This is a genomic window from Amycolatopsis acidicola (genome assembly GCF_007713735.2).
In the GTDB taxonomy this organism is placed as follows: domain Bacteria; phylum Actinomycetota; class Actinomycetes; order Mycobacteriales; family Pseudonocardiaceae; genus Amycolatopsis_E; species Amycolatopsis_E acidicola.
On the sequence record NZ_VMNW02000013.1, the window covers coordinates 36,943 to 56,642 of the forward strand.

At 70.4% G+C, this 19,700-nt stretch carries 19 protein-coding genes; 5 read left to right on the plus strand and 14 right to left on the minus strand.

Annotation, left to right across the window (positions count from 1 at the left end; translation table 11 throughout):
- Nucleotides 1-57: 57 nt before the first annotated feature.
- The 3 genes from FPZ12_RS11735 to FPZ12_RS11745 are packed head-to-tail and all read right to left on the minus strand — an operon-like array spanning nucleotide 58 to nucleotide 3,069.
- Complete coding sequence (locus FPZ12_RS11735; RefSeq protein ID WP_144747959.1) at nucleotides 58-1,023, minus strand: ABC transporter substrate-binding protein; 966 nt, start codon at nucleotides 1,021-1,023, stop codon at nucleotides 58-60.
- 13 nt (nucleotides 1,024-1,036) lie between these two features.
- Complete coding sequence (locus FPZ12_RS11740; RefSeq protein WP_144747958.1) at nucleotides 1,037-2,032, minus strand: FecCD family ABC transporter permease; 996 nt, start codon at nucleotides 2,030-2,032, stop codon at nucleotides 1,037-1,039.
- The gene (locus FPZ12_RS11745; protein WP_243769799.1) at nucleotides 2,029-3,069 is read right to left on the minus strand and encodes a FecCD family ABC transporter permease; all 1,041 of its coding nucleotides are present in this window, start codon (nucleotides 3,067-3,069) and stop codon (nucleotides 2,029-2,031) included. The genes FPZ12_RS11740 and FPZ12_RS11745 overlap by 4 nt, the downstream gene beginning before the upstream one ends.
- 157 nt (nucleotides 3,070-3,226) lie before the next feature.
- Between FPZ12_RS11745 and FPZ12_RS11750 the strand changes: the two genes are divergently transcribed.
- Complete coding sequence (locus FPZ12_RS11750) at nucleotides 3,227-4,768, plus strand: CehA/McbA family metallohydrolase (protein WP_144747956.1); 1,542 nt, start codon at nucleotides 3,227-3,229, stop codon at nucleotides 4,766-4,768.
- 3 nt (nucleotides 4,769-4,771) lie between these two features.
- On the opposite strand, the gene FPZ12_RS11755 is transcribed toward FPZ12_RS11750, so the two are convergent.
- From FPZ12_RS11755 to FPZ12_RS11765, 3 genes are read right to left on the minus strand one after another with little or no spacing between them, the layout of a single operon-like run.
- The gene (locus FPZ12_RS11755) at nucleotides 4,772-5,089 is read right to left on the minus strand and encodes an MmcQ/YjbR family DNA-binding protein (protein ID WP_144747955.1); all 318 of its coding nucleotides are present in this window, start codon (nucleotides 5,087-5,089) and stop codon (nucleotides 4,772-4,774) included.
- Nucleotide 5,090: 1 nt separating this feature from the next.
- Nucleotides 5,091-6,602: an ATP-dependent DNA ligase gene (locus tag FPZ12_RS11760; RefSeq protein ID WP_144747954.1), complete on the minus strand. Its 1,512-nt coding sequence runs from the start codon at nucleotides 6,600-6,602 to the stop codon at nucleotides 5,091-5,093.
- On the minus strand, nucleotides 6,563-7,480 hold the full coding sequence (locus tag FPZ12_RS11765; RefSeq protein WP_144747953.1) for a DMT family transporter: 918 nt from the start codon (nucleotides 7,478-7,480) through the stop codon (nucleotides 6,563-6,565). The genes FPZ12_RS11760 and FPZ12_RS11765 overlap by 40 nt, the downstream gene beginning before the upstream one ends.
- Before the next feature lie 67 nt (nucleotides 7,481-7,547).
- Here FPZ12_RS11765 and FPZ12_RS11770 point away from each other — a divergent pair, with 67 nt between their 5' ends.
- Together FPZ12_RS11770 and FPZ12_RS11775 are read left to right on the plus strand one after the other, a co-directional pair.
- Nucleotides 7,548-8,117: a TetR/AcrR family transcriptional regulator gene (locus FPZ12_RS11770; protein ID WP_144747952.1), complete on the plus strand. Its 570-nt coding sequence runs from the start codon at nucleotides 7,548-7,550 to the stop codon at nucleotides 8,115-8,117.
- A gap of 109 nt (nucleotides 8,118-8,226) precedes the next feature.
- Nucleotides 8,227-9,360 (plus strand): S1 family peptidase, encoded by a 1,134-nt coding sequence (locus tag FPZ12_RS11775; RefSeq protein WP_144747951.1) that lies wholly within the window; start codon nucleotides 8,227-8,229, stop codon nucleotides 9,358-9,360.
- Nucleotides 9,361-9,559: 199 nt separating this feature from the next.
- Here the strand turns inward: FPZ12_RS11775 and FPZ12_RS11780 are convergent, their stop codons facing one another.
- Complete coding sequence (locus tag FPZ12_RS11780) at nucleotides 9,560-10,957, minus strand: class II fumarate hydratase (RefSeq protein ID WP_144747950.1); 1,398 nt, start codon at nucleotides 10,955-10,957, stop codon at nucleotides 9,560-9,562.
- A 136-nt stretch (nucleotides 10,958-11,093) separates the two neighbouring features.
- On the opposite strand from FPZ12_RS11780, the gene FPZ12_RS11785 reads away from it, so the two are divergent.
- The gene (locus tag FPZ12_RS11785) at nucleotides 11,094-12,050 is read left to right on the plus strand and encodes an NAD(P)/FAD-dependent oxidoreductase (protein WP_144747985.1); all 957 of its coding nucleotides are present in this window, start codon (nucleotides 11,094-11,096) and stop codon (nucleotides 12,048-12,050) included.
- On the opposite strand, the gene FPZ12_RS11790 is transcribed toward FPZ12_RS11785, so the two are convergent.
- The 6 genes from FPZ12_RS11790 to FPZ12_RS11815 form a co-directional block, all read right to left on the minus strand.
- Entirely contained in the window at nucleotides 12,051-12,809 is a 759-nt protein-coding gene (locus FPZ12_RS11790) for a S1 family peptidase (protein WP_144747949.1), read from the minus strand.
- Nucleotides 12,806-13,870 carry a class II fructose-bisphosphatase gene (glpX, locus tag FPZ12_RS11795; protein ID WP_144747948.1) on the minus strand — a complete coding sequence of 355 codons (1,065 nt, stop codon included), beginning with the start codon at nucleotides 13,868-13,870 and terminating at the stop codon, nucleotides 12,806-12,808. Before glpX ends, FPZ12_RS11790 begins: the two co-directional genes overlap by 4 nt.
- Nucleotides 13,871-13,954: 84 nt before the next feature.
- Entirely contained in the window at nucleotides 13,955-14,197 is a 243-nt protein-coding gene (locus tag FPZ12_RS11800; RefSeq protein ID WP_144747947.1) for an exodeoxyribonuclease VII small subunit, read from the minus strand.
- Nucleotides 14,160-14,558 carry a hypothetical protein gene (locus FPZ12_RS11805; protein WP_144747946.1) on the minus strand — a complete coding sequence of 133 codons (399 nt, stop codon included), beginning with the start codon at nucleotides 14,556-14,558 and terminating at the stop codon, nucleotides 14,160-14,162. Before FPZ12_RS11805 ends, FPZ12_RS11800 begins: the two co-directional genes overlap by 38 nt.
- Before the next feature lie 3 nt (nucleotides 14,559-14,561).
- Nucleotides 14,562-15,818: an exodeoxyribonuclease VII large subunit gene (xseA, locus tag FPZ12_RS11810; RefSeq protein ID WP_144747945.1), complete on the minus strand. Its 1,257-nt coding sequence runs from the start codon at nucleotides 15,816-15,818 to the stop codon at nucleotides 14,562-14,564.
- Nucleotides 15,819-16,396: 578 nt separating this feature from the next.
- Nucleotides 16,397-17,053 (minus strand): lipid droplet-associated protein, encoded by a 657-nt coding sequence (locus FPZ12_RS11815; protein ID WP_144747944.1) that lies wholly within the window; start codon nucleotides 17,051-17,053, stop codon nucleotides 16,397-16,399.
- A 238-nt stretch (nucleotides 17,054-17,291) separates the two neighbouring features.
- On the opposite strand from FPZ12_RS11815, the gene FPZ12_RS11820 reads away from it, so the two are divergent.
- Nucleotides 17,292-18,263, plus strand: coding sequence for a 4-hydroxy-3-methylbut-2-enyl diphosphate reductase (locus FPZ12_RS11820; RefSeq protein ID WP_243769800.1), 972 nt, complete (start codon nucleotides 17,292-17,294; stop codon nucleotides 18,261-18,263).
- A gap of 130 nt (nucleotides 18,264-18,393) precedes the next feature.
- Here FPZ12_RS11820 and FPZ12_RS11825 read toward each other — a convergent pair whose 3' ends face one another.
- Nucleotides 18,394-19,464, minus strand: coding sequence for a DUF6542 domain-containing protein (locus FPZ12_RS11825; RefSeq protein ID WP_144747943.1), 1,071 nt, complete (start codon nucleotides 19,462-19,464; stop codon nucleotides 18,394-18,396).
- Nucleotides 19,465-19,700 lie beyond the last annotated feature (236 nt).

Here is a 19,700-nt window from a genome sequence, read left to right on the forward strand (position 1 = left end):
TAAGGCTAGTCGCGCGAAGCGCGCCCGACAGGGGCGGTGGTCGGGCTGGCGGGTGGGCTAGGTGACCTTGCGGGAGCCCTCCAGGTGACCGGCGAGGTCGTTGAGCGTGCGGGCCTGCGCGACGTAGTCCATCGACGAGAACTCCCACGGGAAGACCTGCCCCGCCGTGGCCGCGGGCAGCCGGGCGAACGTGGCCTGTTTGAGCAGGTCGTCGCGGTTCATCGCGCGCAGGGAGTACAGCACGACATCGGTGCTGTACTTGCCGATGTTCTCCCAGCTGACCGTTTCCCAGTAGTAGGCCGAACCACCGGGAGCGGGGTAGGTGAGCCCGAGTTCGGTGTAGCTGCGCAGGGCGGGGTCGTCCGCGGCCTTCGCGATGTAGACGCCGTCGGCCGGGTACGCGGCGATGGCCATCACCGAAAGTCCCTTGGCGGCAGCGGTTTTCAGCCTGGTCTGCGCGGAGGCGTAGTCCTGCTGGGCGGTCGGGGTGGCGCCGATCGCGGTGGCGAGTTCGACCGTGCGCTGGACGACGCCGGTCGCCGAACCCGCCATCTTCAGCGCGATGATCGGCGCGATCTCCGCGACGGCCTGCTGCTGGCTGACATCCTTGAAGCCGTACAACGCCTTGTCGGGGCTGAGCGTGCCGGCGCTGTCGACGGGGTACGCGTGCGTGACGATCACGTCCGGCTTCGCGGCCGCGAGCGCTTCGATGTCGATCTCGCCGTAGGTGCGGCCGACCTCCTTGACCTTGCTCAGGTCCTTGCCCTGGAAGTTCACGTCTTCGGCCAGCCCGGTGTAGCCGAACGACGCGACCGGCACGACGCCGTAGTTCCACAGCGAAGCGATGGCGTCGTTCAGCCCGGCGACGCGCGCGGGCCGTTGCGGCAGTTCGGTTTTCTTGCCGAGGTCGTCGGTGAACGACCAGGCGCCACCGCCCGAGGACGAGGAATCCGTTGTGCCGCAAGCGGTCAGCAGACCGAGGGCGAGTCCTCCGGCGAGGAAGGATCTGCGCGTAGCCACCATTTCGTCGACCTTTCTATTTCCTGCGAACGAGAAGCCAGATGAGGTAGGGCGCGCCGAGCACCGCGGTCACGAGCCCGACCGGGATCTCCCAGGCGAACAGGCTGCGCCCGATCAGGTCGGCGCTCTGCACGAGCAACGCGCCACCAAGCGCCGAAGCGAGCAGCGGCGGGCGGGAGCCGCGGGTGAGGCGGAGCATGATCTGCGGGACGACGAGCGCCACGAACGCAACCGGCCCCGCGGCCGCGACGGCCGCCGCGGTCAGCCCGACAGCGAGCCCGAGGCTGCCCAGCCGGGTCGCCTGCACCCGCACGCCGAGCGCGGTCGCCACGTCGTCGCCGAGCTGCGTCACCCGCAGAACCCGGGGCAGCAGCACGGAAAACGGCAGCAGGACCACGGCGAGCACGGTCAGCGGCAGTGCCTGGTCCCAGGTGCGCGAGTTGAGCGAGCCGGCCAGCCAGACCACGGCCTGCGCGGCGTTGTTGATGCTCGCGACGACAAGCAGCCAGGACGTGATCGCGGTGAGCACCGCCGCCGCGCCGACGCCGATCAGGATCAGCCGGTAGCCGTCCACCCCGTTGCGCCAGGAAAGCCCGTAAACCGCCCCGGCCGCGAGTAGTCCGCCGATCAGCGCCGCGGCCGGGATGCCCAGTGCGGTAAGGGTTCCGGTGACGGCGTAGCTACCGCCACCGAACACGATCACCGCCACCGCACCCGCCGAAGCGCCCGCCGTCACCCCGATGAAATCGGGAGTGGCCAAGGGATTCCGCGAGATCGTCTGCGTCAGCGCGCCGGCCATGGCCAGGCACGCGCCCGCCAGGCAGCCGATCACCGCGCGCGGCAGCCGCAGGTCCAGGAAGATGTGCCGGTCCAGCCGGGTGCCGCCGCCGAACAGCAGTTCCGGCAGCTGCCGCACGGCCAGCGGGTATTCGCCGAGAGCGATGCCGAACGCGGTCACGGCGAGGATCGCGACGAGCGTCGTGACGCAGATCGTGGTGGTCCGTGCGATCACAGGCGGACCAGCCTGCCGCGCCGCGCGATGACCATGAAGAACATGCCGCCCAGCACCGCGAGCGTGATCCCCACCTGCACCTCGCCCGCGCCGCCGAGCAACCGGCCGAGGACGTCGGCGAGCAGCAGCAGAACCGCGCCGCCGAGCGCGGAACACGGCAGCAGCCAACGGTGATCCGGCCCGGTCGCGGCTCGCGCCAGATGCGGCACGATCAGGCCGAGGAAGCTGACCGGCCCCGCCGCGGCGGTCGCGGCGCCGGTGAGCAGCGTGACGGCGGCGAGCCCGACGAAGCGGCTGCTCGTCACCGACTGGCCGAGCCCGCGCGCGGTGTCCTCGCCGAGCGAGACGACGTTGAGCGCCCTGGTGTTGAACACCGCGAGCACCAGGCCGAGCGCGAGGAAGGGCAGCACGTCGGCGAGGACTCCCGCGTCCCGGCCGGAAATCGAGCCGACGGCCCAGCGCCGGTAGACGTCGAGCGTGGTGTGGTCGCTGAGCACGATGATCGACGTGAACGCGGTCAGCAACGCCGTCACGGCGGCGCCGGCGAGCGCCATCGGCACTGGGCTCAACCGTGCGCTCCCGGCCGCGGTCACGCCGAAAACCGTTGCGGTGGCGACAAGCGCGCCCGCCAGGCCGAACCACGTCTGCCCGGCCGGGCTGGTGATCGACAGCAGTTGCGAAGCCAGCACGACGGCGAACGCCGCGCCGGCGGTGACCCCGAGCAGCCCGGGATCGGCGAGCGGGTTGCGAGTGTGGCCCTGCATCAGGGTTCCGGCGGCGCCGAGCGCGATCCCCACGCAGATGCCGAGCAGCGTGCGCGGCAGGCGGACCTGGCGGACGATCGTCGCGGCTTCGCTCCCGTCGTCGTGCAGGAGCACGTGAATCGCGGTGCCGAAGCCGAGGTGGTTGCTGCCCACGACGAGGCTCAGCAGCGCCGAGACGAGCACGGCGATCGCGAGGAGCAGGAGGAACAGCGGCCGTCGCGCGCCGTTCGCCACTGATCCGGCCACCGTCACGGCGGAACCGTCGGCACGCAAGACACCCCTCCGATCGGTCGTTCCGTCTGCTTTGGGCCGGATGAGTAACTTAACTTAGCCTTGCCTGATTTGGAAGCCACTGTGATTCAGCTTGGCGACACCGGCTGGACGGCTGATCGGTCCGGCGGTTTTACCGGTCTCTGCGAGCGTTCCCGCCATGTGCTTGAACTGTGGGTCCGGTGTTTCGCGGCGTAATTTCCTGACTGCGGCGGGTATCGGCACCGCGGCCGCGCTCGCGCCGGTCGCCTTCGCCGAAGCGGCCGATGGGCAGACCGAAACGAAGGTGATCACCGGGCACTTCGACCCCGGCGTCGCCGACTTCGTCTACCTGCCCGTACAGGTGCCCGCGGGCGTCAGCCAGATCTCCGCGGTGTACAGCTACGACAAGCCCACGGTGCCCTCGGGCACGCCGGGAAACTCTTGTGACATCGGGGTTTTCGACGCGCGCGGCACGAAACTCGGCGGTGCCGGGTTCCGCGGCTGGTCCGGCGGGTTCCGGGACAGGTTCTCGATCAGCCGCACCGAGGCGACGCCGGGCTACCTGCCGGGCGACGTCATGCCGGGCACCTGGAACATCGTGCTCGGCCCGTACCAGGTCGCGCCGCAAGGGATGAACTACCGCGTCGAGGTCACGCTCACCCACGGCACGCCGGGCGAGCCGTTCAAGCCGAACTACCCGCCGCTCAAGGCGCGCGGGCGCGGGCGCACGTGGTATCGCGGCGACTGTCACCTGCACACCGTGTACTCCGACGGCAAGCGCCTGCCCACCGAGGTCGCCGCCGGGGCGCGGGAGGCGAAGCTCGACTTCATCACTTCCACCGACCACAACACTTCGTCCTCCCACGGGGTGTGGGGCGAGTTCGCCGGGCCGGACCTGCTGATCATCCTCGGCGAGGAGGTCACCACCCGGAATGGGCACTGGCTCGCGCTCGGCCTCGAGCCGGGACAGTTCGTCGACTGGCGCTACCGCTCGCGGGACCACGTGCTGCCCGACTACGCCCGCCAGGTGCACGAATCCGGTGGCCTGACCGTGGCCGCGCACCCCTACTGCCCTTGGGTGGCCTGCAACTTCAAGTTCGGCTACACCGACTTCGATGCGGTCGAGGTGTGGAACGGGCCGTGGACCTGGGACGACGACGCCACCGTGTCCACTTGGGACAACAAGCTGGTTGAGTTCGCGCGCGGCGGCACCGGCGACTGGCTGCCGGCCATGGGCAACAGCGACGCGCACAACCCGGGCAACGTGATCGGCCTGCCGCAGAACGTGGTGCTCGCCGACGACCTGTCCCGCGACGCCATCCTCGCCGGGATCAAGGCAGGGCGGAACTGGCTCGCCGAGTCCGCCGCCGTCGACCTCGCCTTCACCGCCACCGGCCCGCGCGGCCAGTCCGCGGGCATCGGGGAACGGCTCGACGTCGGCACCGACGACAAGGTGTCGGTGCACCTGGACGTCAAGGGTGTCCCGAACGGCACGGTCCGGCTGATCACCGACGAAGGCCAGATCCTGCAGCAGAGCCTGGACGCGTCCGGCAGCGGTTCGGTGACCTGGCTGACCACGCCGGCCGTCTCGGTCTACGTGCGCGCCGAAGTACGGCACCCGCAGACCGATGGCACGGCAGGGGCACCGGCGCTTTCGGCCGGGCTCAACTTCGGTGCGATGGCGGCGATGACGAACCCGATCTTCCTCGGCCGCTCCTGAGGTTCACCCGCCGACGAAGGACATCGCCTCCTTCGCGAGCGCGGACCAGTCCACTGTGGACTCCGGATCGAGGTTGAGCCACTCCTTCATCGGCTTGCCCTTGTTCGCGTCGAAGGGGATTCCTTCGCCCGCGCCGACAAGTTCGTCGACGCGGGCGGCGGGCAGCTTCACCACGAGCCTGCCCCGGACGAACATCGCGAAGATCCGGCCGCGCACCTTGAGCGCGTGCGCGCCGAAGCCACGGCCGGGCTGCGGCGGAGTGACCCCCGGCAGGCCGACCAGCTCGTCGACGAGATCTTCGAACCGCTCTTCCAGTGACATCTCAGCCCTTCAACGTGGCGCGGACGGCGTCGATCGTGTCCGCGTCGGCCGCGTCCTTGTCCGGGCGGTAGCGCAGCACCCGCGCGAACCGCAGCGCCAGCCCGCCCGGGTACCGGCTGCTGACCTGCGCTCCGTCCAGCTCGATCTCCACCACCAGCTCCGGGCGGAGGTACACCGTCCAGTCGTCCCGCCGGACCTCCAGCTCCGGGAACGTCTTCGTCTGCCACGCCAGTAGTTCGTCCGTCAGTCCCTTGAACGTCTTGCCCACCATGATCGGCGGGCCGCCGTCCGGATCCCGTGCTCCCAGGTGCAGGTTCGACAGGTAGCCCGTGCGCCTGCCGTGCCCCCACTCCGCCGCCAGCACCACCAGGTCGAGGGTGTGCACCGGCTTCACCTTCAGCCAGGCGCGACCACGCCTGCCCGCCGCGTAGACCGAATCCAGCGACTTGACCATCACGCCCTCGTGCCCGGCTTCGAGCGCTGCTTCGAGCAGCCCCGCCGGGTCCGCCGGTACGGACTCGCCGGGGATCAGGTGCTCGCCCGCCACCTTGTGCAGCGCGGCGTTGCGCTCACGAAGCGGCGCGTCCAGCAGGTCGACGCCGTCCAGGTGCAGGCAGTCGAAGAAGTACGGCCGCAGCAGCAACTCCCGCACCTGCTCCTCGCGGGTGCTGCCGAACCGGCTCATCGTCTCCTGGAACGGCCGCGGCCTGCCGTCGTCGGTCAGCGCGAGCGTTTCCCCGTCCAGCACCACGGAATCGCACGGCAGCCCGCGCACGAGCTCGACCAGCTCGCCGACGTTCTTCGTGATCTCGCGCAAGGTGCGCGTGTACACGTGCACCTCGTCACCCTGACGGTGCACCTGGATGCGCGCACCGTCCATTTTGTACTCGACGATCGCCGAATCGTGCTCCGCCAACGCCTCTTCGAGCGATTCGGCAGGCGAAGCCAGCATCGGCCGCAACGGTCGCCCCAGCGCGAGCCGGAACCCGGCCAGTGCCTCGGCGCCGCCGGTGACCGCCGCGACAGCCGTGACCGGGAGCTGCCCGGAGATCATGAACGCGCGGCGCACCGCCTCGCCGGGCACTTCGGCCGCGGCGGCTATCGCGTCGATCATCACCCCTTCCAGCGCACCGTGGCGCAGCTCGCCGGTGAGCAGCCGGAACAGGAACCGCTGTTCCTCCTCCGTCGCGGCGGCGAACAACGCGTGCAGCGTTTCGGCGCGGCGCTTCGCCGAGCCGCTGCCCGAGGTGCCCGCGACCTCGCCGAGCGCCGCGTCCACCTCGGCCACGGTGAGCGCGGACTCCTCGGCCGGTGCCGCGCCCAGCTCGGCCAGCGTGCGCCACCCCGTGCCGATGCGGCCCTGCGTCGGCTGCCCGGTGAGGAAGGCGACGACAGCGGGCAGCTCGGCAGGGCCGGCCTGGTTGACCAGTTCGGCCAGCGTCGCGATCTTCGCCTTGCGCGAGCGCGTGGCCGCTAGCGCCGCGGAGGCGTCGACGACATCGGCGAGGAACATGTGGCCATCATGCTCCGGGGTACCGACAATTTCCGAGGGAGCAGGACGAGGGCGACCGCGGCGAAGCAGATCACCAGGCCGAGCAGGCCGCTGACGGTCAGCTGCTGGCCGAACATCGCCCAGGCGGCGAGCATGGTCACCGGCGGGGTCAGATAGAGCAGGCTGGACGTGGTGGTCACCGAGGTGCGCCGCAGGAGCAGCCAATAGCAGCCGTAACCGCCGAACGTGGACAGCACGACCACACACAGCACGGCGAACCAGAACGAGCCGGTCATCGGCGGAGCGAGCTGTCCCGTCGCGGCGGCGAGCGTGCCGAACCCGAGCGCGCTGACCACGCACTGCACGACGAGCGAGTCGGCGACAGGAACCTCCGACGTGGTTCTGCGTTCCAGGAGCGTGGCGCTGACCAGCGCCAGCATCGCGCCGAACGGGAGCGCGTACGCCCACAACGGGGTCCCCGGATGCCCGGAGACGTCGCCACCGACGACGAGCGCCACGCCCGCGAGCCCGCCGACCAGCCCGGCCCATTGCCTTATGTTGGCGCGCTCACCGAGAACGACCTGGCCCAGCGCCGCGGCAGCGATCGGCTGCAGCGCCGCGACCAGCGCCGACGTGCCCGCGGCGACACCGAGGTCCGCGGCCTGGTAGACGCCGTACAGATAGCCGCCCTGTGACAGCAGCCCGAGGCCCGCTTGCACCGCGATCTGCCTGGGGCACAGCGAAATCCGCCTTCGCCACAGGAGCAGCAGCACGGCCGCGAGCACGAACCGCCAGGCCAGCAGGGTGATCGCCCCGCCGGCGGAGGCGCCCAGCGTGGCGCCGACGAATCCGGACGACCACAGCACCACGAACCCGGCGCCGAGCACGAACGTCCACATCGGACCTCCAGGTATACAGATCTGTTTACTTCAAGCGCGACTATACAGATCGGTATACCCTGGAGCCATGACCACGACGCGGACCTTGACCCCGGCGGCGGAGCGGGTGCTCGACGTCGCCGGGAAGCTGTTCTACGCCAACGGGATCCACGCGGTGGGCGTGGACTCCATCGCCGCCGCGGCCAGGGTGACCAAGAAAACCCTCTACGACCGGTTCGGTTCCAAGGAGGCCCTGGTCGCCGAGTACCTGCGCCGCCGGGACGAGCGCTGGCGCGCCCACGTCCTCGAGGTCGTGGCGCGCAGTCCCCGCACGACACCGGCGCGGCGCCCCTTGCTGGTGTTCGACGCGCTCGACGAGTGGATGGCCGCCGAGAACGTGCGCGGCTGCGGGTTCGTGAACGCGCACGCGGAGCTGCCGGACAGCGAGCACCCCGGCCGCGCGGTGATCAAGGAACAGAAGGAATGGATGCTCGGCTACCTGCGTGAACTGGCGGAGGCGGCAGGGCTTCGCGCCGCGGGGAAGGTGGCGGAGTCGTTGTTCATCCTGATCGAAGGGGCGACCGTGGCCGCTTCGCTGGAGGTCGTACCGGGCGCCGTGTCCAACGCCAAGCGGATCGCGAAGCAGTTGCTGGAATAGGTCTTTCGGCTTAGCGCGGTTGGCGACCTCGGGCCGACGTGCGCGCAGCGGTGCCGGCAATAGCGTCTTCTCTGCAAGCGAAGCTGAAACCAACGGGAGAAGACGTCTGATGGCACCCTCTGACCTCCGCCGCGCGGCTCGCCGGCTGGGCGTACCGGTACTGGCGTCGGCGGCGCTGCTGGCCGGGATGGTCCTGAACACGCCTGGGGCGTCGGCGATTTCGCAGGGCACCGAGGCCCCGGCCGGTTCGGCCCCCTGGATGGCGACGCTGGCGTTCGCCGGCACCGATCCGCTGACGCGGAGCGGCTACTGCGGCGGAACGCTCATCGCCCCGGACAGGGTGCTGACCGCCGGGCACTGCGTGCTGGACAAGTCCCCGGCGGACTTCCAGGTCTACCTCGGCGCGGACCGACTCTCGCGGCCCCGGGGCGCCGCGCATCAGGTGCGGGGCTGGTTCTGGCACCCGGGGTGGCGCAAGATCGACACCAAGGACGGCACGTTCGCGGCCGACGACCTGGCCGTGGTCGTCCTCGATCAGCCGGTGCGCGGGGTCCGCCCCGCGCGGATCGCGAGTCCCGTCGAGGTTTCCGCGGCAGTGGCGGCCTCGGGCACCGGCACGGTCTACGGCCACGGCAGCACAGAGCAGACCACCGGGATGACCGACAGGCTGCAGCAGGCCACGATGAAGCTACTTGCGCCGCAGCAATGCGCGCCGAACGTCCCGCAGGATTCCGTGGGGGACAACGGCTTCTGCGTCACCGGTGTGCCCTCCGGTTCCGGCGCGGCGGTGCCGAGCATCTGCCCCGGCGATTCGGGCGGCCCGCTGCTGCTGACGACGGCGGAGGGGCCCGAGGTCGCCGGTGTGCTCAGCGCGCAAAGCGGCGACGGTTGCGACGGCAGCGCGCATCAGGGCGAGTTCATGAACCCCGCCGACTGGCGGCAGCAGGCCCTGCGCCCGAACCCGGAACTGGCGCCGACGGGAACGCTGCGCATCACCGGAACCGCTGGCCAGTCCCTGACCGCGGAGGTCGGCGGGCTCACTCCGGCGTCCGCTCAGGTGGGATACGAGTGGTTCGAGGAGAAGGACGACGGGGACGGCTTCAAGTACAACGTTCCCGTCGAGGGCGCCACGAACCCGAGCCTCCCCGTGTCCGGCGACCTCGTCGGCAAGCAGCTGGAATGCATCGCCACGTTGACCTCACCGGCGGGTGAGGTGCAGCTGAAGCAGTCCGTCCACACCTGAGCCGGAGCGTTTCTTCGAAAGGGAACGGCGGATTCTCGGCGACACGGGCATCTCGGCCAGCGCGTACGCCTTCGCGGGATGATGCGTGGACCTCAACCGGCTGGAGTCGGACCACCTGCCACCGGCGTTGACCGAAAAGTCCTTGCGGCGCCGGTGAAAACCGCGTGGGGGCGGCCTGGCCGGGCCGCCCCCACCGGCGTCACTTCCCGCCGCGGGCCATGCGGAGCACGTCGAGCGCTTCGTCCAGCTGGGCCTCGGTCAGCTTGCCCTGCTGGATGTATCCGCGCTCCAGCACGACGTCGCGGATCGTCTTGAGCTCCTTGAGCGCCTGCTTCGCCACGGCGGCAGCCTCTTCGTAGCCGATGTACTTGTTCAGCGGCGTGACGATCGAGGGCGAACCTTCGGCGTAAGCCCGGGTGCGGTCCTCGTTCACGGTCAGGCCCGCGAACACCTTGTCCGCCAGCAGCCGCGAAACGGCGGCCAGCAGCCGCACCGATTCGAGCACGTTGCGGGCGATCACCGGCAGGTTCACGTTGAGCTGGAAGTTGCCCTGCGAACCGGCGAACGCGACGGCCGCGTCGTTGCCGATCACCTGGGCCACCACCTGCAGCGTGGCCTCCGGGATCACCGGGTTCACCTTGCCCGGCATGATCGACGAGCCCGGCTGCAGATCCGGCAGCGCCAGCTCGGCCAGCCCGGTGCGCGGCCCGGAACCCAGCCACCGCAGGTCGTTCGCGATCTTGTTCAGCGAAACCGCGACCGTGCGCAGATTCGCCGACGTCTCCACGACACCGTCCTGGCTCGCCTGCGCCTCGAAGTGGTTGCGCGCCTCGGTCAGCGGCAGCCCGGTGACCCTGGCGAGCTCGTTCGCCACCGAGGAACCGAAACCGTCGGGCGCGTTCAGCCCGGAGCCCACCGCGGTGCCGCCGATCGGCAGTTCCCCGAGCCGCTCCAGGCCGGACTGCAACCGCTCGATGCCGTAACGCACCTGCGCGGCCCACGCGCCCGCCTCCTGGCCGAGCGTGATCGGCACCGCGTCCATCAGGTGCGTGCGACCGGACTTCACGATGTCCTGCCAGTCCGCGGCGCGCTGCTCGATCGTCGCGGCGAGGTGGCCGAGCGCGGGGATGACGTCCAGCAGCACGGCTTCGGTGGCGGCGACGTGGATCGTCGTCGGGAAGGTGTCGTTGGAGGACTGCGACGCGTTGACGTGGTCGTTCGGGTGGACGTCGCGGCCGAGCTTGCGGCTCGCCAGCGTTGCGATCACCTCGTTGGCGTTCATGTTCGAGGAGGTGCCGGAACCGGTCTGGAACACGTCGATCGGGAAATGCTCGTCGTACTTGCCTTCGGCCACCTCGTCGGCGGCGGCGGCGATCGCCTCGGCCAGGTCGGGTTCCAGTACGCCGAGCCGGGCGTTCACCCGCGCCGCGGCGGCCTTGAGCAGGCCGAGTGCGCGGATCTGGGCGCGTTCGAGCCCGCGGCCGGAGATCGGGAAGTTCTCGACGGCCCGCTGGGTCTGGGCGCGGTACAGCGCATCGACGGGCACCTTCACTTCGCCCATCGTGTCGTGTTCGATCCGGTATTCCTGTTCAGCCATGACGCCAGTTTCGCGCAGCCCGGCCGGACTCGCTTCGTGTGCTTGCGCACCCGATGCACCTAGGATCGGTGTGCCAGAGATCACTGCGGAAGGGCGGTACGCCGTGGGCGCGCCTCAGGAGTTGTCCGTCGATTTGCTGATCGTGGGCGCGGGACCCACGGGTTTGTTCGCCGCGTACTACGCGGGATTTCGCGGCCTTTCGATGGCCGTGGTGGATTCGCTGCCGGAGGCAGGCGGTCAGGTCACCGCCATGTACCCGGAGAAGATGATCTATGACGTCGGCGGTTTCCCCGCGGTCCGCGGCCGCGATCTCGTGAAGGGCCTCGTCGAACAGGCCGCGCCGTGGAATCCGCGATATCTGCTGGGGCGCAAGGCGGAAGGGCTGCGCTCGGCGGATTCCGGGCTGGAGATCCTGCTCGACGGCGGCGACGTCGTGCGTGCCGGCGCGGTACTCATCACGGCCGGGATCGGCGAGTTCACCCCGCGGCCGCTGCCGGCGGGCGACGGCTGGCTCGGCCGCGGCATGGTGCATTTCGTGCCAGCGCTGGACGCGCACGCGGGACAGGACGTCGTGGTCGTCGGCGGCGGGGATTCGGCGTTCGACTGGGTGCTGGCGCTGCATCCGGTCGCGGCGAGCGTGACGCTCGTGCACCGCAGGGCCAAGTTCCGCGCCGCGGACTCCATCGTGCGCGAGGCGCAACGGCTCGGCGTGCGGATGATCACCGACGCCGAGGTGTCGGAGATGCGGGCAGGCGAATCCGGCGAACTGAGCGAAATCACCGTGCAGCCCAAGGGATCCGACGCGCTGGTGCTGCCGGCGCAGACCGTCGTGGCCGCGCTCGGGTTCACCGCAGACCTCGGCCCGATCGAGAACTGGGGATTGGAGATCGACCACCGCGCGATCGCTGTCGACTCGAAGATGGCGACGGCGCGGGAACGCGTGTACGCGGCCGGCGACGTGGCGAGCTATCCAGGCAAGGTCAAACTGATCGCGACCGGGTTCGGCGAAGCGGCGACGGCGGTGAACAACATCGCCGTCGCGCTCGATCCGGACGCGCACCTGTTCCCGGGGCACTCCAGCAACGTCGAATAGCTACGCGGCCGTGGTCTGGTTGATCCAATTCGTGTACGCCACCGCCGAGGTGTAGATCGACGGCGCCGTGGCACAGGTCGAGGAATTGTTGCCGGGGCGGCTCGTCACGCCCAGCAGCAGCCAGCGGTTGTCCACCTGCGCGAGCTCCGGACCACCGGAATCGCCGTAGCACGCGCCGGAGTTCCCGTTGGGATTGTCCGTGCACAGCTCGGTTTTCGCGTCGATGGAGGCGGTGCACTTCGCCGGGTCGAGCAGCTGCGTGTCCAGCTGCTGAAGCAGGTTCGGCGCCTGCCCGCAGTTCGGGTCGGGGCACGTCTGGCCCCAGCCGAGCAGGCGCACCTTGGTGCCCGGCGCGGTGTCGGTGCCGATCGCGGCCGGCGCGGCCGCCGCCGGAGCGGTCAGGTGCACCAGCGCGATATCGCCGCCCGCGCCGGACGGGTTGTAGTCCGGGCTGACCACGATCTTGTCCGGCTTGGTGACCTCGCCGCCCTGCGTGCGGTCGTTGCTGCCCACCCGCGCGGTGAACGCGTCCGCCTGACGGCCCTCGACACAGTGCGCCGCCGTGACCACCCACGACGGGTTGATCAGTGAGCCACCGCAGAAGAACTCGCCCGAGGTGTTCTGCAGCGCCGCGGCGAACGGGTACGGCTGATCGGCCTCGACCCCGCCGACGAGCGCGGGCTGAATCGCCGAAGCGGGCTGTACACAGAAGATCACCGCGAGCAAGCAGCTCGCGGTGATCAGCAACGTCCGCCTCACGGGAGCGGCGGCATCAGGTCGGCGTCGTCACCCGGGGCACCGTCGAAGTCGATCGCCGAGTACTCGCGCAGTTTGGTCAGCCGGTGGTAGCCGTCGATCAGGCGCACCGTGCCGGACTTCGAGCGCATCACGATCGACTGCGTCGTCGCGCCGCCCGCGCGGTAGTGCACGCCGCGAAGCAGGTCGCCGTCCGTCACGCCGGTGGCGCAGAAGAAGACGTTGTCGCCGCGGACGAGGTCGTCGGTGGTGAGCACGCGGTCGAGGTCGTGCCCCGCCGCGAGCGCTTTCTCACGCTCGGCGTCGTCCTTCGGCCAGAGGCGGCCCTGCAGCTCGCCGCCGAGGCACTTCAGCGCGCACGCGGCGATGATGCCCTCGGGCGTGCCGCCGATGCCGACGAGCAGATCGACACCCGTCGTCGGCCGGGCCGCGGCGATCGCGCCGGCCACGTCACCGTCGGAGATGAACCGGATCCGGGCGCCCGCCTCGCGGACCTCCTTGATGATCTGCTCGTGCCGCGGCCGGTCCAGGATGCAGACCGTGACGTCGGAAACCCCGCTGTGCTTGGCCTTCGCGACCCGGCGGATGTTCTCCGCGATCGGGGCGGCCAGGTCGATCGCGCCAGCGGCCTCCGGGCCGACGGCCAGCTTCTCCATGTAGAACACCGCGGAGGGGTCGAACATCGCGCCGCGCTCGGCGACCGCCAGCACGGCCAGCGCGTTGGGCATGCCCTTCGCCATCAGCGTGGTGCCGTCGATCGGGTCGACCGCGACGTCACACGCCGGGCCGTCGCCGTTGCCGACCTCCTCGCCGTTGTAGAGCATCGGCGCTTCGTCTTTCTCGCCCTCGCCGATGACCACGACGCCACGCATCGAAACCGTGGAGATGAGCTGGCGCATCGCGTCCACCGCGGCGCCGTCACCGCCGTTCTTGTCGCCCTTGCCGACCCAGCGGCCCGCCGCCATGGCGGCTGCCTCCGTGACGCGCACCAGCTCCATCGCGAGGTTGCGATCGGGCGCTTCCTTACGTCGCTCGGAGCTGGGGGACGGGGTGCCGCTCGACATTGATGCCTCCAGGGTCGGTGCTGGCCGGACGTCGATTCTCTCAGACGCTTTCGGATCCGCAGGCCGCCATCCGCATGGCAAAGGTCACTGTCCGTCTCCGGTGGCGGCCGCCTCGTCGTCCTCCACCGACTTCAGGGCCGCTTCGATGCGCTCGCGCGCGCCTTCGAGATGCCGCTCGCAGACCTTCGCGAGGTGCTCGCCCTTCTCCCACAGCGCCAGCGACTGCTCCAGCGAAAGGCCGCCCGCCTCCAGCTCCCGCACCACTTCGACGAGCTGGTCGCGGGCCTGTTCATAGCCGAGCTCGGTGTTTTCCGGGTCGTCGCTCACCAGCGCACACTAGCGCGCTCGCCACCGCGTGGTCGTACCCCATGAACGCCTGGGCGAACTCCTGGCCATCACTCTCGGTGATCGCGTCCTCGATGCAGCCCTGCGCGTGCGCGACCCGGCGCCGGTAGGCCGAGCCCTCGCGGAACCACCACGTGGTGCCGACCTGCACCGAGGTGACCTCGGACAGCCGGCGAAGGTGCTTGTCCAGGCCCCAGCGGCTCGCCGCCTCGCAGCCCGCCAGCAGCGACGACCAGCACGCGTTGGCGGCTTCGTCCGTCTCCGCGGCTTCGAGCAGCACGGCCCTGGCTCCGGCGCGTGCCGCCACGTCCGCGGTGAGCGGGAGGAACGTGGGGGCTCGCACTGCCTACTCTCCTGGTTCCGTCGACGTGACCGTCCCGTGGATCGCCCCGTCGACGACCCGCACGCGGAGAGGCGTGCCCTCCGCTACTTCAGAGATGGATCGGAGCACCTGGAGGTTGCCTGCCGCGTCGGGATATTGCACGACCGTGTAGCCGCGGGACATCGTCGCGGCCGGGCCGAGCGCGGTCAGCCGCGCCCGCGCCGAGGCGATCGCGGCCTGCTCGTGGGAAAGCGAGTTCAGCATCGCGCGGCGGCCGCGCTCACGGTGCAGCTCGACGTCCTCCGCGCGGCGATCCACCGGGGCAAAGGGGTCGGCGAGCACCGGACGGCTGCGGAGCTGGTCGAGGAGGCGGCACTGGGTGTCGACCCAGCCGTGCAGCGCGCGCCGGGCGCGGTCACGCATCTGGTGCACGCGGGCGGTTTCCTCCTTGACGTCGGGCACGATCCGTTTGCCCGCGTCGGTGGGGGTCGAGCAGCGCAGATCCGCGACGTGGTCGAGGAGCGGGGTGTCGGGTTCGTGCCCGATGGCGCTGACCACCGGCGTCCCCGCGGCGGCGACCGCCCGGCAGAGCGCTTCGTCGGAGAAGGGGAGCAGGTCCTCGACACTGCCCCCGCCGCGCGCGATCACGATGACGTCGATGTTCGGGTCGGCGTCCAGAATGGACAGTGCCTTGCGGATCTGCGGGACCGCGGTGGGGCCCTGCACGGCGGTGTTGATCACCTGGATCGGCGCGGCGGGCCAGCGGTTGTGCGCGTTCGCCAGCACGTCGTGTTCCGCTGCGGACGCGCGCCCGGTGATCAGCCCGATTCCCTTGGGGAGGAAGGGAAGTCGCCGTTTACGCTCCCTCGCGAACAGGCCCTCGGCGTCGAGGAGCCGGCGCAGCCGCTCGATGCGCGCGAGCAGTTCGCCGATGCCGACCGCCCGGATTTCGCTGGCCCGCAGGCTGATCGTGCCGCGGCCGAGGAAGAACGTGGGTTTGGCGTTGACCAGCACGCTGGCGCCCTCCCGCAGCGGCGGCTCGATCCCGCGGATGAGGCGCACCGGGCACGTGACGGTCATCGACACGTCGGCGCTCGGGTCCCGCAGGGTGAGGAAGGCGGTCTGCGTGCCGGGGCGGGCGGAGATCTGGGTGACCTGGCCCTCGACCCACACGACCCCGAGCCGATGCACCCAGTCGGCGATCTTGCGCGCGACGGTGCGGACGGGCCACGGATTCTCGGCGCTGGTCGGCGGCGTGTTCCCGGTCGATTCGGTCGTCATGGGGCGTCCTGGCTTGGTCGTGGAGTGTCGCTCGGCGGGTGTTCTGGTGGCCTGGCGCGGTCGGCCGGCCTGGTGCAATCGGTGGTGGGCACGCTGCCTGCGCGATCGTGCATCACCGGCTGGCCTGGCGCGTGAACCCGGTAAATCTATCGGCAACGGTCACTTTCGGCAGTGGAATTCGCTTGTGGCTCGCCGAATTCTTGCGTGGGGCCGCGGTGGTTCCGGCCATGGCGCCTTGCGTCTGGCTGGGCCGCGATGCTCTCGCCCGCGCGCCCGTCTTGGTGTTGGGCTGGCCGCGATGCCCCTGCCCGCGTGCCCGTCTTGGTGTTGGGCTGGCCGCGATGCCCCTGCCCGTGCGCCCGTTTTGCGTTGGGCCTGTGGTGGTTCCGTGGTGGCTCGCGCGTCTCGCGTTGGCTGGTCCCGTGATAGCCCGGCGCAGCTCGGACCGCCCGCGGTGCGCCGGTTCGACCTCGGTGGCTCCGTCCGAAAGCAGGCCTGGCGCCGATCGGGTTTCGATCGTCCGGTTGGGTCGCGGCCCTTGCGGTGCGCCGACTCGACTGTGGCGACCCGCCGGGGCGTCACAGTCCGGCGGTGTCCGGGCCGTCGCTTTCCGCCAGTCGTTGCACGTTGCCGATGCGGCGGGTCAGCATCCCGACGAACGACGGCCGGTTGGCGTGGGCGCGTTCGTAGGCCAGCAACTCCTCGAGCTGCTCGAGCGAAAACCGGCGAAGGCGCGCCCGCAGCTGCGGCAGCGTCATCTCGTCGTAGTTCGCCAGCCCGACCGGCCCGTCGCCCAGCCCGTCGCCCGGTTCGGCGTCGCTGTCGAACTCGCCCTCGGTGTGGTCCTCCGCGAGTGCCCTTTCTTCCTGCTCCCAAGGGTCCCGCGGGCTTTCGCTGACGTCCTTCAGCACAGTCACCGGGCGGTAGCCGTTCTTGACCGCCGAAGGCTCGCTGAACGGGGGCGCGTCGGCCGGGTTTTCGTCGTCGGCCGCGAGGTCTTCGTCGAAGGTGGCCCAGCTCGGCGTCTCCTCGACGGGCCGCAGCGCGGACAGCGCCTCGTCGCCCTTGATCGCGAGTTCGGTGACGTGCTGCTGCAGGCGCATGGAGAACTGCAGGACTTGGGAGAACACCGTGACGGGCAGTCCGGCTACCTGTTTCGGCAGCTCGCGGGCATGCTCGGCGGCGGTCACGGCCAGGCCCGCGGCAACACGGAGGGGGAGCGGGAGCGGCTTCATGCGTACAGCGTGCCCCAAGTGGGCCATCCTGCCCAACCGATCAAGACCAATGGCCCATCCGACGTGACGGGCCGCACAATCCCGAGCCGTTTTCCCGGTTGCCGGTAGCGGGGTTTCCGGTGGCCGGGCGTCCGCGGCCCGGCCTGCGACGACTGTGCGCGAGATGACACCGGCCGTTGGCCAGGGGCGGGAGCGACCGTTCCGCGCGCACCTGCCCATGGCCCGTACCCTGGGGCATATGAGTGCAGGGACACCTTCGACCGAATCCGCCAAGCGAGTGCTGCTGGCCAAACCGCGCGGTTATTGCGCGGGTGTGGACCGCGCCGTGATCGCGGTCGAAAAGGCCTTGGAGCTCTACGGGCCGCCCGTGTACGTCCGCAAGGAGATCGTGCACAACCGGCACGTCGTCGACACGCTGCGCGAGCGCGGCGTGATCTTCGTCGACGAGACGTCCGAGGTGCCCGAGGGCGAGCTGGTGGTGTTCTCCGCGCACGGTGTTTCCCCGGCCGTGCACGCCGAGGCCGCGGAGCGGAACCTGCGCACCATCGACGCGACCTGCCCGCTGGTCACCAAGGTGCACAAGGAAGTCAACCGGTTCGCGCGGGACGACTTCGACATTTTGCTGATCGGTCACCACGGTCACGAAGAGGTCGAAGGCACGTCGGGTGAAGCGCCGGAACACGTGCAGCTCGTCGACACGGCCGAGGACGTGGCCAAGGCGGAGATCCGCGATCCGTCCAAAGTGGTGTGGCTCTCCCAGACGACGCTCAGCGTCGACGAGACCATGGAGCGCGTCGACCAGTTGCGGGAGCGTTTCCCCAACCTGGCCGACCCGCCGAGCGACGACATTTGTTACGCCACCTCGAACCGTCAGGTCGCGGTGAAGGCGATGGCCGGTGAATGCGACCTCGTGCTCGTCGTCGGTTCGCGGAACTCGTCGAACTCCAAGCGATTGGTCGAGGTCGCCCTGCAGGCGGGCGCGAAGGACGCGCATCTGATCGACTACGCGCGCGAGGTCGACGAGTCGTGGCTCGAAGGCGTCGGCACAGTCGGCGTGACCAGTGGCGCCTCGGTGCCGGACGTGCTCGTGATGGAACTGCTCGAGTGGCTGGCGGAGCGCGGCTGGGGCGAGGTGGAAGAAGTCACCACGGCGAACGAGAAGATCGCCTTCGCACTGCCGCGAGAGCTTCGCAGCAAGGCAGGCAAGTAGTCCCGAGGACTTCCCGCACGGCTGGACCGGTGGTCTGGCCACGCGCGAGTTGTCCTTTGTGGAGCGTCGGAAAAGGTCGCTTGAGGACGAAGCGGGCCAACCGAGACGGCTTAGCTCAGTATGGCTCAGCTCAGCCCTCGTCGTCCCACGGCCGACGCCCACCCCGCTCCGGCGGATTGCTCCGGCGGCCGGGAAAACGTCGCGGGTCGCCCTGACGTCCGCCGCGCGGGTCGCCTTCGCCTCGCGGCGGCAGGCGGCGTGGCCGGTCACCCGTGCCGGCACCGCGGCCGTCGCCACCACGCCGACGGTCATCCTCCGGCGGACGCGGCCGCCGCGCTCCGGGCGGCGGTGCTTTCCGTTCGCGGGCACCAGGGTCGCCGCCACGCTCCCCGCGCCGCGGCGGATCCTCCGGCCGCGGGCGCCGAGGCGTCAGCGGCAGGGACGGGTGCTGATCGGCGGGCGGCGTCCGCGGCGGCTGAGGACGGCCCTCCGCCGGGCGGCGGCCGCGGATCGCGCCCTCGCGCTTCCCCGGTGCACCGTCACGCCCAGGCAGGCCCTCCCGGGCCGCAGCGGCGCCGTCAGGATCCCTGCGGGCACCTTCCCGGCCGCGGGCACCTTCCCGGCCGCGGGCACCTTCGCGGCCCGGACGACCGGGACGCGAAGCACCATCACGGCCAGGCGCCTTGACCGGCGGACGTTTCCTCATCGCCGCATCGGCCTTCGCGCCCTTCAGCGGAGCCTTCGGGTCCCGCTCGCGATAGATCCGGAAGATCCCGATCGCCAGCGTGAAACCGGTCGTGATCGCCATCGTGGGGAACGCGTTGATCAGCGGCGTGCCCACCGCCAGCGCCTTCGCCAGTGTGTCGCTGCTGGCGGGCAGCCCCGAAACCAGGAGCACGACGCTCGGCACGGTGACCGCCAGGATCAACGGCGGCTGCACCATCGGCCCGAACAGGCTGCGCCGCTGAACCGCGCAGACCGCGCCCAGCGAGCCGATGACGTAGCACGTGTAGAACAACCAGCCCAGCGAATCGCCCACCTGCATGTCGACGATCGCGCTGACGAGGGCCAGGCCGAACGCCGAGAGTATGGCGCCCCACCACGGCAGCCCACGGCGATCACCGACGACGGGACGCTCGTCCCACGGAACGGCTACCTCGTCGGCGTCAGGGGCGCTCTGCCGATCGCGAATGGCGGTCACAGGGCAACACCGTAACTCGTGGAAGACGCCAACCGCCTCCCACTCCGCGTGGTTGTCCCGGCAGTAGCCTGCCTCGTGTCCATTCGGACCACGCTGACCAGCGAGTTCCCGAATATCAGGCGTACTGGCAACCTGTTTGTTACGTACTGGTCCATGACGGTCGGCAGGTGAGGCCGTGTGAGGCGCCTCGCGCGTTGCTTTGGGGCAGCGCGCTCCCGGGAGCCGGTGTCCTGCCA